The 12,320-nt window shown below is 62.0% G+C and carries 11 protein-coding genes; 8 read left to right on the top strand and 3 right to left on the bottom strand.

What is annotated here, in order from left to right:
* The first annotated feature begins 81 nt into the window (after positions 1-81).
* The 3 genes from BUC04_RS19075 to rplY all read left to right on the top strand — a co-directional run bounded on the left by BUC04_RS19075 (position 82) and on the right by rplY (position 2,733).
* On the top strand, positions 82-1,503 hold the full coding sequence (locus BUC04_RS19075; protein WP_067664709.1) for a L,D-transpeptidase family protein: 1,422 nt from the start codon (positions 82-84) through the stop codon (positions 1,501-1,503).
* 192 nt (positions 1,504-1,695) lie between these two features.
* Entirely contained in the window at positions 1,696-2,256 is a 561-nt protein-coding gene (locus BUC04_RS19080; RefSeq protein ID WP_067664710.1) for a peptidoglycan L,D-endopeptidase MepK, read from the top strand.
* 189 nt (positions 2,257-2,445) lie between these two features.
* Complete coding sequence (gene rplY / locus BUC04_RS19085) at positions 2,446-2,733, top strand: 50S ribosomal protein L25 (RefSeq protein ID WP_067664712.1); 288 nt, start codon at positions 2,446-2,448, stop codon at positions 2,731-2,733.
* A gap of 83 nt (positions 2,734-2,816) precedes the next feature.
* On the opposite strand, the gene BUC04_RS19090 is transcribed toward rplY, so the two are convergent.
* The gene (locus tag BUC04_RS19090; RefSeq protein WP_067664714.1) at positions 2,817-3,428 is read right to left on the bottom strand and encodes a UPF0149 family protein; all 612 of its coding nucleotides are present in this window, start codon (positions 3,426-3,428) and stop codon (positions 2,817-2,819) included.
* A 473-nt stretch (positions 3,429-3,901) separates the two neighbouring features.
* Here BUC04_RS19090 and BUC04_RS23755 point away from each other — a divergent pair, with 473 nt between their 5' ends.
* Together BUC04_RS23755 and BUC04_RS19100 are read left to right on the top strand one after the other, a co-directional pair.
* Positions 3,902-4,129, top strand: coding sequence for a hypothetical protein (locus BUC04_RS23755; RefSeq protein ID WP_143165799.1), 228 nt, complete (start codon positions 3,902-3,904; stop codon positions 4,127-4,129).
* Between the two features lie 268 nt (positions 4,130-4,397).
* Positions 4,398-4,592 carry a hypothetical protein gene (locus BUC04_RS19100; protein WP_067664718.1) on the top strand — a complete coding sequence of 65 codons (195 nt, stop codon included), beginning with the start codon at positions 4,398-4,400 and terminating at the stop codon, positions 4,590-4,592.
* Between the two features lie 42 nt (positions 4,593-4,634).
* Here BUC04_RS19100 and tamB read toward each other — a convergent pair whose 3' ends face one another.
* Entirely contained in the window at positions 4,635-8,378 is a 3,744-nt protein-coding gene (gene tamB, locus BUC04_RS19105; protein ID WP_067664720.1) for an autotransporter assembly complex protein TamB, read from the bottom strand.
* Positions 8,375-10,201: an autotransporter assembly complex protein TamA gene (locus tag BUC04_RS19110; protein WP_143165800.1), complete on the bottom strand. Its 1,827-nt coding sequence runs from the start codon at positions 10,199-10,201 to the stop codon at positions 8,375-8,377. Before BUC04_RS19110 ends, tamB begins: the two co-directional genes overlap by 4 nt.
* 138 nt (positions 10,202-10,339) lie before the next feature.
* Here BUC04_RS19110 and BUC04_RS19115 point away from each other — a divergent pair, with 138 nt between their 5' ends.
* From BUC04_RS19115 to BUC04_RS19125, 3 genes are all read left to right on the top strand, one after another.
* Positions 10,340-10,735: a hypothetical protein gene (locus tag BUC04_RS19115; protein WP_067664724.1), complete on the top strand. Its 396-nt coding sequence runs from the start codon at positions 10,340-10,342 to the stop codon at positions 10,733-10,735.
* Between the two features lie 15 nt (positions 10,736-10,750).
* A complete protein-coding gene (locus BUC04_RS19120) occupies positions 10,751-11,794 on the top strand; it encodes an isoaspartyl peptidase/L-asparaginase family protein (protein WP_067664726.1) in 1,044 nt (347 codons plus the stop codon).
* A gap of 80 nt (positions 11,795-11,874) precedes the next feature.
* On the top strand, positions 11,875-12,291 hold the full coding sequence (locus tag BUC04_RS19125) for a CBS domain-containing protein (protein WP_067664728.1): 417 nt from the start codon (positions 11,875-11,877) through the stop codon (positions 12,289-12,291).
* Positions 12,292-12,320 lie beyond the last annotated feature (29 nt).

Here is a 12,320-nt window from a genome sequence, read left to right on the forward strand (position 1 = left end):
AGAACCGTCAATTTATCGTCGCCTAGCTCAGTCTATGTCGTGCATAATCGCGATTTTCAAAGGGTTAGACGGGAAGTACCGATGCGTTTGTGGCTTTTTCTTGGTGGTTTGCTGATGGCGATGCTGTCGCCGGCACAGGGGGAACCGTTGTGGTTCGCCGGTGATCGCCAGCAGCAGGCCGCCGGGGAACTTCGGGCCCAGCTGGCGGTTTTGGCGGCGGCGGATCTGGACCCGCGCTTCGACGAGCTCTACCGCGAGATCATCGCCACCGGTGAGCGGGCCGAGCTGAGCCCCCTGTACACCGAAACCTACCTGTTGATGCACGCCTTCTGGCGCGAGCTGGAAGCTCGCCCCGCCGGCAAGCTGGATCTGTCCCAGCGCTTCGATCTGCACCCACGGCCCGGTTTGACCGGGGCCCTGGCCCGGGATGCACACCAGGGCAGGCTGATGGAACGGGTGCTGGCGCTTGAGCCGGAGGTCACCGACTACCTGGCAATCCGCAATGCCGTAGCCCGCTTTGACTACCTGGCCCAACGCGAGCTGATTTCAGCTCAGCCACTGACCGGGCTGCTGGAGCCGGGGGCGCAATCCCCCCAGGTGACCACCGCACGCCGACAGCTCTACCTGTTGGAGGACCTGGCCAGTGACACTGGCAGCGACGTCTACGATCCGATGATGGTGGCGGCGGTTCGTCAATTTCAGCAGCGCCACGGCCTGGTGGCGGACGGCATCATCGGCCCACAAACCTATGGCTGGTTGATTCAACCCTTTGAACGGCGCGCCAAACTGATGGCTCGCTCGCTGATCCGGCAAAGCCACGATGCGCTGTTTATGCAGCCCAGTCACCTGAGGGTCAACATTCCGGCCTTTGAACTGGTGTGGTATGAGCAGGGCGAACGGCAGTGGCAGACCGAGGTGGTGGTGGGCCTGCCGGCCCGGGCCACGCCGACCATGCATTCAGAGCTCAATTACGTGGTGCTCAATCCCAGCTGGAACGTGCCGCGCTCCATCCTGTTTCGCGATTTGCTACCGCGCATGGCCAAAGACATCGATTATGCCGAGCGCCACCGCTACGAGGTGATTGGCCCGGAGGATGAGGTGCTGCCGCTCTCCGCCGAGGAGATCCAGCAACTGGCGCAGCAGGGCTTTCCCTATCGGCTGCGGCAGCAGCCGGGCCCCGGTAATGCCTTAGGTCAGTACAAGTTTCACCTGGCCAACAGCCGGGCGATCTATCTGCACGATACGCCCCAGCAAAGTCACTTCGGTCTGGCTTCCCGGGCCTACTCCTCCGGCTGTGTGCGGGTGGCGGCGGCGGAGGAGCTGGCCCAGCAGTTGCTGACCCGCTCAGTGGCTGGGGAGGAGCAGGTGGCCCGCTGGCAGCAGCAACCCCACTCCCGCTGGGTGGCGCTCGATCCCTTGCCGACCTATCTGGTCTACTGGACCGCCTGGATCGAAAAGGGGCGGCCGCAGTTTCGTGAGGATCTCTACCACTGGGAGGATTGAGGTCACAGTTTCTGTTAAAAAAGCAGCGTGACTGAGGTTCGATAATTCAGTGGGTTAAAGATTAAATCTCGTCCTAAGCTCAATCTGGAAGGAAATTATCACTTGAGCCTGTAATTTGGGCTGGTAATTTGCGCAAAAAAAGCCCGGAGACTGAGGTTTCCTGGCTGTTAACCGAACAGATTGGGGAACGCGATGGGAGATTTGTGTCCACAGCGCCGCCGCTTGTTAAGGGGCTCACTGGCCGGTGCCCTGTTGGCCAGCGCACCGAGCCTGGCCCGCGCCAGCCTGGCGGCGCCCGAGGTGGCTCCGCAGCAGCGGGAGCTCACCCTATACAACCGCCATACCGGCGAGCGACAAACGGCGCTCTACTTTCACGATTATCAATATGACAGCGAGGCGGTGGCCAGCCTGGATGCGGTGCTGCGCGATCATCGCGCCAATGAGGTGGCACCGATGGATCGCCGCCTGTACGACCTGGTACACCGCCTGACCGAGGCGCTGGACTACCAGGGCGAGGTCCACGTGGTGTCCGGTTACCGCAGTATGAAGACCAACACCATGCTGGCTGAGCGCAACGGTGGCGTGGCCAAGCGCAGCTTTCACACCCGTGCGATGGCGATGGATCTGGTGCTGCCCGGGGTAGAGCTTGACCGGGTCCGTCTGGCGGCCCGCCAGTTGGCGATGGGGGGCGTGGGCTACTATCCCCGCTCCGGGTTTGTCCATGTAGATACCGGACCGCTGCGGGCCTGGTAACCGCCAAGCTGGCCGTGGCAGCGGGTTCCACCCACTGGCTGAGGCCACCGGCGCGACGCGTGCTGCAATGACATGGTATCGGGCTTGTTGGGCCCTGGGGGCTATGGTAGACTCCCCTCCGCTTTTTTAAGCAGAGAACGGGCCTTGGTCGCAAAGGCCCGTCTTTTTATTGATTTAGAGGTTGTTACCATGTCTTTTACTTTTGAAGCTAAAGTCCGCACCGATGCGGGGAAAGGTGCGAGCCGCCGCCTGCGTCACGCTGGTCTGATCCCGGCCATCATCTACGGTGGTGAGGCTGCTCCGGTTTCCATCGAGCTGGACCACGACAAGATCCTGCACGCTCAGGAAGAAGATGCTTTCTACACCGACGTTCTGACCCTGGTCATCGACGGCAAGGAAGAGAAAGTTAAGGCGCAAGCCATGCAGCGTCACCCGTACAAGCCTAAGGTTACTCACATCGACTTCGTTCGTGCATAAGTAACGGCTTTATGGTCGAAAAAGGGCACCCATCTGGGTGCCCTTTTTGGTATCTGAAGGGCCGCAATGCGGCCCTTTTGCGCTCAATGGGTGGCATCACCCTGGTCTTCGCGCTCGACCTGGCTCCAGCTGTACATGTAGGCCAGCGCTTCCTCCACTGCCTGGATCAGCTGATCCGGTTGAGGGTCGGCCCCTTCACGCCAGGCCTGGGCATGCTCCTCTTCGGAACCCAGGGTCGCCACATAGCCCAGCAGGGCAGCACAGGACTCCACCTCTTCCAGCTGCTCCTCGCTGAGCATCTCGCTCCAGGCCTCTTTCAGGAACAGGAAACCGTTGAGAAAGCCTGACAGCCAGTAACGCAAGGGCTGGCGCACCTCGTGACGGCTGAGCGCCTCCAGGTGCTCCTGCATCGCCGTCGGCATCAGCCGGGATTTCTGATGCACCTGATCGTGGATCTGGTTGTAGAGAACGAACAGCCGATCCATCACCTCAGCCTCAAACGGCCAATACTCCTGCTCCGGCTCCACTCCGGCGATGGCACTGCTCCACATGGCCGGATCCAGGGTGCGGGGGTGGCAATGCAGGTGGGCCAGAAAGCCCTTGGCCTGGGGCAGGTTCATGCCGCCCTGGCGGGCACACTGGTCGAGGATCTCTGCCAGCTGTTTTTCATCGTGTTTGGTCAGTTTGGTTTTCATAACGGGTTTCTACCGGCGGATGATGTGCTTAGGTTCTCACGTTTGGTGCCGATACCTCGCGCTAAAATGAAAATTTTATGCTGTCTATCACAGGGTATTGAACGCAAATGGGATTTTCCAAACGACACAGTAGAATGGGTTGACAAGAAAGGCCGTCACCAACAGGGATGGAGCAAAGTTTGCTCAATTGGTGGTGAAAAGTGCCATACAGCTCTCGCTTTGTTCCCATGGTGCTTGCAGGGACCAGCGAATTTTGAAATGTTGCCACCATGTTGCGCAGGTTATCAGTCTTGTGTGACCCATGTAGTAGAGCCCTTGGAATCGAGTCCGCCATGCAAAAGCACATCAGTCCTTCTAAAGCAGAAGTTGCCACCGGGCTCCCGGCACGTATGTTGTTCGTGGCCCTGTTGTCGTTTATCGCAGCCATTCTCTTTACCCTCTATTGTGAGACCCCACATGGTAACGAGGGGATCATGATTGCGCCGTTCGTGTTCTGCACCGAGGCGTTTATCGCCTTCGCCATCTCGGCCCTGCTGGGGGTACCCAGTACCATCTGGTTGCTGAACCAGTGCATCTATGCGCGCCATGAGGTGATGCTGAAAGAGTGGTGCCTGATGGTTCCCGGCGCACTGATGAGTTTCTGTTTTGTGGCCATGGGTCTGAACTTTGTTGGCCACCACGCCCTGCGTGTGCTGAGCTAAGTCCGACTCGGCTCCATCTGGCGCCGCCGCCTGACCGCGAATACCGGTCTGGCGGCGGCGTTTTGCGTTTTAGTTCTAGCTGGAATATCGCTTCGACGCTCAGCCGAATTCAATCCGATAGTGGGGTGCAGTCGCGCTGTGAGTTGAGCCGTGCGGTGGGTTGATTTCGAGCGTGGAGGCAGCCCCTATTCGCCCGGGTTTTCCGTTAAAGTGCCGCGGCACTGACTGTGGTTCAGACACAGTCACTAAGAACAAAACGAGGAAAACCATGAAACGCGCAATCTGTATCTCCCTGCTGGCCCTGGCCAGCACCCAGGCCCAGGCTCACGGCAGCCACATGGGTGGCAGCAAGGCCTACCAGGCTCGTATGGCTGCCCAAACGGCCACCGTTGACGCCGACAGCCAGGCTAAGCAAGAGGTACGTCGCTACCACAGCTGGCGAGCCGTGGCCTACCGCCGCTGACAGCGAATGCCTCTGAGCTGGGCAGCCCAGGGACGGGCTGCCTTAATCGATCTCGAAGGCGTAGAACAGATCCAGTGACTGCTCAGTGGTGTCGGTGATGGCACTGACCGCTTCGAGCCAGACCTTGGGGATCAGATCCAGCCGCACCGTCAGTTCACTGATGGACTCAAACACCCCCACGCCGTACTTCAAAAACAGCCGCTCACCGATGTAGCCACTGATGGTGATCTGGGTATCGTCCCCGGCGCCCTCCGCATCCAATGACACGTTCTTAAAGCCCAACCCCTCGCCGATGGTGGTGACCACCCCGCCGGTGGAACTGACGCCGTAGGCCAGTGCCGCCGAGGTAGCCAGTGCACCGCTGCCATCAGAGGCACTCAAGCCCTGGCCCCGGGTCAGATAGGAGAGGATCTCCTGCTGTTCCAGGTAGGGGGTGGAGAACAGCGACAGCTGCGGTGAGGCGGGTGTGCCGGTGACCCGGACGCCGGCGGTGACATCATCGGCATCGATGGTGCGGGAAGCGGCGATATCCAGGTTTGGCAGGTTGGCCGGGCCATTGAAGGTGATCTGACCGCGGTCGATCTCCAGGCGTTGACCAAAGGCGCGGAAGCGCCCCCTCTGCAGGGCCAGATCACCGAAGATCTGCAGCGGCTGACCCGGTCGCAGTCGCAGGTTGAGATCGCCACCCAGATCGCCGGTCACCCCCAGGGCGCGCACCGAGATGTTGTTGCTGAGGATCACCCGTACGTCCATCTCGGTGTAGCGGCTGATCAGTGGCACCTCCTCGGAGCGGCTATCGACGTAGACCACGTCTTCGCTGATGTCGACGGCCCCCTCGGGCAAGGATTCCAGGGTCAGGCTGCCGCTGGTGAAGGCCAGTTCACCGCCAATCCGCAGGCGCTCCGGACTCAGCTCCAGGGTCAAGTCCGGCTTGGCCTCCAGCACCAGCAGCGGCGGGTAGAGCACACTGAGCCGCTCTCCAACCAGCCCCAGCCGTGCTAACACCGTATCGCGCCAGTCTATCTCCCCCTGCACCCGGGCGGTGCCTTCGCCCATCCGCATCTGACCGTCCAGCAGGGCTTGTTGGCCCTGGAAGTCGAGGCTGAGGTTGATGTCGTCCACCTCGGTGGGGTTGATGACGGTGCGCACCACCCCGTCGCGCAGGGTCAGCAAGCCGGTGATCTCCGGCTCTCGCAGGGTGCCTGCAAATTCCACGTCGCCGTCCAGCAGGCCACTGGCCTCCTTGAGCTGGCTGAACCAGGCCAGGTAGGGAGCCAGCTCCAGGGCTTCGCCGCTAAGCTGGCCAGACAGGGGATAGGGGGCTTCGCTGCCCAGTTGCAGCTCCAGATCCAGACTGCGCCGGTCGTCGATCTGGGCCCGGGAGGTGAGCTCGACGCCAGAGGGGTCCAGCGCCAGATCCAGGGTGACGCTTTGCCAGTTGAGCTGGCCCCGCGGCAGGCCGGCTCCGCGCAGCAGGGTCAGCTCGCCGTCGCGGTCTTCTAAGCTCAGCAGCAGCCGCGGGGTCTGGCCCGGCTGCCAGTTGAGGTGCAGATCCCCCCGAATGCTGGAATCCGGCAACATGCGGTCGGGCAGCCAGGGGCGCAACAGGGTCTCGGTGTCCAGATCGATGGCCAGGGCCAGGGCCCCTTTGGGCCCGAGCAACGACGGGCCATTGAAACAGAGCTGGCTGTCGGCACCGCGCCAGCAGTGGGCCGCCATCACCCCTTGCAGTTGCGCCAACTCCAGCTGCAGTGAGGTATTGGCCTCCATCTGCCAGCGATGGTGGCGGCCCTGGATGATCCCCTCCTGCCACAGGCCGTCCCAACGTTGTCGCTCGCGGTCGTACTGACCGGACAGCATCAAGCGGGTGGAGAGCGCCGGCCCCTCGCTGCTGAGCGACAGGGATTGCTCGGTCAGGTTGCCGCGGCTTTGCAGGCGCAGCAGGCCCAATTCGCTGTCGGCCCACTGGATCTGCTTGAGGGCGAGCTCCAGCCGGTAGCCGTGATCCGAGCGGGGCTGGTAGTCGGCATCGAGGGACAGATTGCCCAGGCCGAGCTGGTCGAAGGCCAGGCTTTCGCTGTCCAGCTTGAGCTGAAGCTTGGGGTCCTCCGCCGCACCACTGACCTGGATGCTTCCCTGGGCCTGCCCCTCAAGCTCGCTGTGCCAGAGCCCCAGATCCTGACTGGCGATCTGACCGCTCAGTTGCCACTGGCCATCGATGATGCCGCCATCGAGGGCGAGGACTGCGCCGTTGAGCAGCACCGTCAGGTTGTCCGCTTCGCCGCGCCAATCGGAGTGAAACTCCGCATTGCCATCGATCTTGAGGGGATAGTCCATCCACTCCCCCTCCACATCGGCGTTCTTCACCGCGAAGTGCCAGCTGTCGTCCTTCCAGTGGCCGTCGCTGATCAGGTCGCCATGCAGCTTGAGGGGGGCCTCCGGCAGCAGTGGGCTGAGATCCACCCCTTGGGTGTCGATAGCGGCGTGCCAGGCCAGGCCATCATGGTATTCCAATACCCCGCTGAGCTGGGCATCGCCAAAATCGCCGCTGAGATCGCCCTGGTAGAGCTGGAACCGGCCGGGTTCATGCACTGCCACCAGGTTGACCGCGGCCTCGCCGATATTGGGCACCTGCAGTTGGGCACTGCCGGCGGTTTTCTGGTGGCTGAGGGAGCCCTCACTGGCCAGCTCCAGATCGCTGGCGCGCCACTGGGCTTCCCCCTGCAGTGGCCACTGCAGCTGGTCGCCATGGAGCCACAAGCGGTAGGGCAGATCCGGATCCCCCAGGGTCAGCTGACCCAAGGCCTCGGCCTGCTGTGCGCCCTCGGTCTTCAGGGCAAAGCGCAGATCCGCCAGGCTCTGCTCGGCCCGCAGGGTAAAGGGCAGGGGATCGGACGGCGGCAACCAGGGCAGCTGGCCCAGGGTGCCTACCAGGGCGGCGTCAATCAGGTAGCCCTGCTCAAAGGCCAGGTTGAGGTGCCCCTGGGCGGAGGCCCAGTTGTGCTCCAGTTCCAGCTGCGGCAGCGCCAGCTCGGTATGGTGCCAGCGGCCGATGGTGCTGAGCAGGGCGATGCGCTGGTCCAGATCGCCGATCTGCAGATGGGTCTGGCGCAGGGTGACGTCGTCCAGCACCAGCTCGAACGGCAGGGTAACCTTGGGCAGGTTGGCCATAGCCCAGCTGTCACTCTCCGGCTCCTCAGCCACCTGAGTGTCGGTCGGCTCATCCTCCGCCAGGGGGATCAGGATGTTGGCTTTGGACAGCTCGGCCTGACTGACCCGCAACAGGGTGTCCGCCAGGTAGACCTCGCCGGCCAGGTGGGTGACCTCGAAGCGCATGTCGTCCACCCGCACATCGATGTTGCCCAGATCAGCCCAGTTAGCCTCGATCACCAGGGGCAGATTGATGCCGCTGTACTGCCCTTCCGGGGTCGGCGGTTTGGGGGGCTCGTCCGGATCCGGCTCGTCGCTGAGCTCGACAAAGACGCGAATACCATCGGCGCGAAGTTGCTTGGCGCAGACCCGGGCCTTGAACAGGCAGTGCAGGCGCCACTGGGCCTCAAACTCGTCCACCTCCACCACCACGGTGTCCAGATCGAGGCGAAATGCCGACAGCGCCACTCCCTGGTTGAGGGTACCGCCCTGATATTTGAGTTCAATCATCGGCAGTAGGCGGTCCACCGTCATCAGGGTCAGGCGACTGCCCAGCGGGGTGCCCAGGGCCAGTGCCAGAATAACCAGAAATGCCAGTGGCAGTGCGCCCAGCAGCAGGCGCCAACGTCGTTTCATAGCTCTGCTCCGATGGTGACGTGGATGCGCCAGGGGGTATCCGGTTCGCTGACGCCAAAGCCCACATCCAGTCGGATTGGGCCGATGGGGGAGATCCAGTGGGCACCCACACCTACCGAGGTGACCACGTCGATCGCCTCGGATTCATTGATGTCGAAGGCGTTACCGCTGTCGACAAAGGTGGCAAAGCGCCACTTGTCGCGCCAGTAGTACTGGTATTCCAGGCTGCCCACCAGCAGGTAGCGGCCACCGACGCTGATGGTGGTCTGGTTGCCATCGTCGTCCTCAACGGTGCGGGTAGGACCCAGGGTCTGGTAGCCAAAGCCACGGATGGACTGGTCACCACCGGCGAAGAAGCGCAGGGAGGGTGCCAGATCCACCAGTTCGTCGTCGTTGATGACGTTGACACCAAAGTCCAGTCGACTGGCGATGCGGTGCTTGCGGTAGGGGGTAAACACCGCCCTCAGCTGAGCGCGGAAGCGGGTAATACGCTGGCTTGAGCCCAGGGCGCTGTCGCCGTGCTCAAACTGGTAGGTCTGGCGAAAACCGGTGCGAGGGTCCAACGGTGGGCCGGCCCGGCGAGTGTGGGTAAAGCTGATCCCCGGCATGGCATAGTGGGCGCGGCGGTCCAGGGTGTCCTGGCTCCAATCCTCCAACAGGGCGCGCAGGTAGAGTGAGCGGGTCCAACCGTTCTCACTCACCTGTTTGCGGCCGATCTGGGCCTGGTACTGGTTACTGTCGATGTCGCCAAACTCTTCCCGGCCGACCAATGCCTGGAACTGCAGTTGGTCATTGAGCGGGTGAGACAGGGGGATGCGGTAATCAAAGCTGAGCTTGGGGTTGACCTGGGACAGCTCACCGCGGGTCTCCTGGCTGTGGCCATAGCGGTTGACCACCGGGGTACGCCAGATGGTGGAGATCCGAAACTGGGTGTCGGTGGCAAAACCAAAACCCAGCTGCAGCGAGTGGCGAGGGGGTGGGGCGATCCCCACCTCCACCGGTACCAGGCCGTCTTCCGCCTGTTCCGGGTGGGGCAGTACCTTAACGTCCTGGAAGTAACCGGAGCTGAACAGGCTGTTGGTGAGCTTGCCGATCTCATCGCTGTGATACGGAGTGCCCGGCTCGAAGGGCACCATGCTCTCCAGCACATCGGGATTGAGCTCGGAGGCCCAGAAGGTGACCTCCCCCAGGCCATAGCGACGGCCACTGTCGTACAGCAGCACCAGGTTGGCGATGTTGTTGTCCCGGTCCAGCTCCAGCCGGTTTTGCACCATCTCGCCGTCAAAGTAGCCACGGATCAGCCCCAGGGTGATGAGCGAGGTCTTCAGGCTCTCGTAATCGCCATGGTTGAGCACATCCCCGGGTTGGATCTTGAGGTTGTTGAGTTTGTTGATAAAGGCCGGGTCCTGGCGCGCCTCCCCCTCCAGCAGCACGGTGACAAACTGGTAGCGCATCGGCTCACCCGGTTCCAGCTCCAGGCTCAGGCTCCAGTTGCCCTCTTTGCGTTCAATGGTCGGATTAAGCGTGCCCTGGTAGTAGCCCAGGGCCTGCAGCGCCTCCTGGGCCTTGTCCTGGTAGGTAAACAGGAAGCTGGCCCGCTCCGCCGGATTGGTGGGCAGGGGCGAGAGGTGAGCCCGGACGTTGTCCCGCAGCCGGCGGGTGCCGCCGGTAACACTCAGTGACAGCCCACCGTCGCTGGGGGCCGCCTGACCCTGCTGGGCAGGCTGAGGCTGGGGCCCCTTTTCGCCTTTTACAGGCTCTGCGACCGCGTATTGCCCTAGTAGGCAACAGCAAAGCAGCAAGACGGTCGCGTATCGAAGCAAAGGGGCTCTCCGGCTGGGTTGGGTCGGCGTAAAATCGACCCATCGTAGGATTCGAAGGTAATTTTAAAAGCTAAGCCGTTTGTAGCCAATCTATATCCTTGATAAAAATAGAACAATTGAAGTACGCAAGGTGGCAGTATGTTGATTTGGCGAGTGTTGCTGGTGTTGATGGCCATGATGATGGCCGGTCAGGTGGGAGCCTGGATGTTGACGGGGGGCTTGAGCATGCTGCAATGGCTGCTGCTGAGCGTGGGCGTCATCATGTTCCCACCGGCGCTGGGCTACGCCTACCATTACCCTCTGGTACCTCGCTGGTATGGGGTGGCCTGTGCCGCGGTGCTGTTTGTCACCTTCCAGTTTTCCCTGACCATGGCGATCATGGTCTACCTCAAGGCCCCCAGCGTAGAGGGTTTGACTCCGCTGGCAGTCCACCTGGTGGTGGTGCTTCTGCTGCTCTATCCGGTCTGGCAATACGCCTTCTCCAGTCCACAATTCTGGCAACGGCCCAAGGGCAGCCAGTCAATGGTGTTTTAACCTGCAGGAACTGCAATGAAAAAGTTATGGATTGCCGGTTTGCTGGCGTTGATTGGGGTGGTCGGGATCACCGCCGCCTGGTATGGCAACCGTCAGGTCAATCCCATCGCCTTTGCCATCCACGCCGGCGCAGGCACCATCGACCCACAAGCGATGGATGATGCGACCCAGGAGGCGGTGATCACCACCCTGGATCGCGCCCTGGCAGCGGGCTATACCCACCTGCAGTCCGGCGGCGATGCCCTGGGTGCAGTGGCTCGGGCGGTGGTGATCCTGGAGGACTCGCCGCTGTTTAACGCCGGTGTGGGTGCCGTCTACACCTTTGAGGGTGGCCATGAGTTGGACGCCTCCATCATGTCCGGCCGCGACCGTCAGGCCGGTGCCGTGGCCAGCGTGACCCGGGTGAAGAACCCCATCCTGGCCGCGCAAGCGGTGATGAACGATTCCCCCCATGTGATGCTCAGTGGCGAAGGGGCCGACCAGTTCGCCCGTGAGCAGGGGCTGGAGTGGGTCGATAACGATCATTTCAATACCCCCCACCGGCGCCAGAGCCTGGAGCGGGCCAAGGCCAAGCTGATGGCTCAGGCCTCGGTGGACCAGTTGCCGCTGGATCAGCGCAGTGGCACGGTGGGTGCGGTGGCACTGGATCGTAATGGCGATCTGGCGGCGGCCACCTCCACCGGCGGCATGACCGCCAAACGCTGGGGCCGGATCGGCGATTCCCCCATCATTGGTGCCGGCACCTTTGCCGATAACCAAAGCTGTGCCGTATCCGCTACAGGGCATGGTGAGTTCTTTATTCGCTACAACGTTGCTGCAGACATCTGTGCCCGGGTACGCTACCTGGATGAGCCCCTGAGCAAGGCGGCGGACTGGGTGATCGGGCGTGAACTCAAAGGGGTCGGCGGCGACGGTGGAGTCATTGCGGTGGCCCCCAACGGCGAGGTGGCGATGCCCTTCAACACCCCGGGAATGTACCGAGCGGCCATCGACGGGGAGGGCAATAAGGTGATCGCCATCTGGCAGGCCCCGCTGGTGGAACGCCAGTTAAATCGCTAGCGACAATCGCCATTTTCCGCTGTCCTTGGGGACGCGAAGGACTATCTTTAAATGGCTGCACCAAATGTGAGGGAGTGAGAATGGAATCGGTTAAAATCCAAGACTATATGAATCGTCACCCGGTATTGCTGTCGGCCGAGATGCCGCTGTCTCAGGCGGTTGAACGGCTGCTTGATGCTGGCCAGGCCGGCGCACCGGTGGTGGACGGCGAACAACACCTGCTGGGTTTTGCCTCGGAGAAGGACTGCCTTTCGCTGCTGCTAAAAAGCAGCTACCACTGCGATCTCACTGCCACCGTGGCCGATGTGATGCGCACCGAGGTGCTGACCGTCGCCCCGGAGGCGTCGGTACTCTCGCTGGCGGACCAGATGCTGGGTGAAAAACCCAAGATCTACCCGGTGGTGGAAGAGGGCAAGGTGGTGGGAGTGATCGACCGGACCCTGGTACTTAAAGCGGTAACCATTCACCTGAAGGTGTGCTTCCGTCACGCGGTTTAGCGGGGCGTAAGTCGCAAATGCCATAACCA

The sequence above is a fragment of the Ferrimonas marina genome (assembly GCF_900129905.1).
Taxonomy (GTDB): domain Bacteria; phylum Pseudomonadota; class Gammaproteobacteria; order Enterobacterales; family Shewanellaceae; genus Ferrimonas; species Ferrimonas marina.